The 549-nt window shown below is 42.6% G+C and carries 1 protein-coding gene; it reads left to right on the forward strand.

Features of this window, described 5'->3' with window-relative positions:
* Positions 1 to 14: 14 nt before the first annotated feature.
* The coding region (locus tag QOS10_RS09465) for a helix-turn-helix domain-containing protein (RefSeq protein ID WP_283595202.1) at positions 15 to 549 on the forward strand (535 nt) is incomplete at its 3' end.

Consider the following 549-nt stretch of genomic DNA (forward strand, 5'->3'; position numbering starts at 1 on the left):
GGAGGTGAAATTAAATGAAGACTATGGCAAAGCTAAAATACAATTTTGGGTTGAAGGCCCGGATTTACCCAAGCGACCAGCAGAAGCAGTTGATCAAAATCAATAGCGATGCAAGTCGCTTTGTCTACAACGAATTAGTCGCGATCGGTAAAGAACTTAGCCAACTACGGCGGGTTAAGCTCCCCATTGATACCGTTCAAGACCGAATCAAACAGTTAAAAGCGCGCCAAAATACCCGTAACATGTCTAATCACTTTCCATTTCTGAATGATAAGCGAATTGATAGTTTAGCTAAGGCGAATGCGAAGCAGAATTACAATAAGGCTTGGAATGCTTTTCGGAAAGTTCATGGTACTGGCGTGCCTAAATTTCACCGTAAGAGCTACGTTTGGCGTTATCAGACTAATTGCCAGTACAATAAGCAAACCGAGGCGTGGCTGACGAACGGAACTGCTAAGTTTATTGACTCAACTCACTTCAACGTTCCTAAGTTAGGTATTTTGCGCTTAAAAGGCTCTAAAAAGCGCATTAACCAGCTACTTTCTCGGA

The organism is Limosilactobacillus galli (assembly GCF_947381495.1).
Taxonomy (GTDB): Bacteria; Bacillota; Bacilli; order Lactobacillales; family Lactobacillaceae; genus Limosilactobacillus; species Limosilactobacillus galli.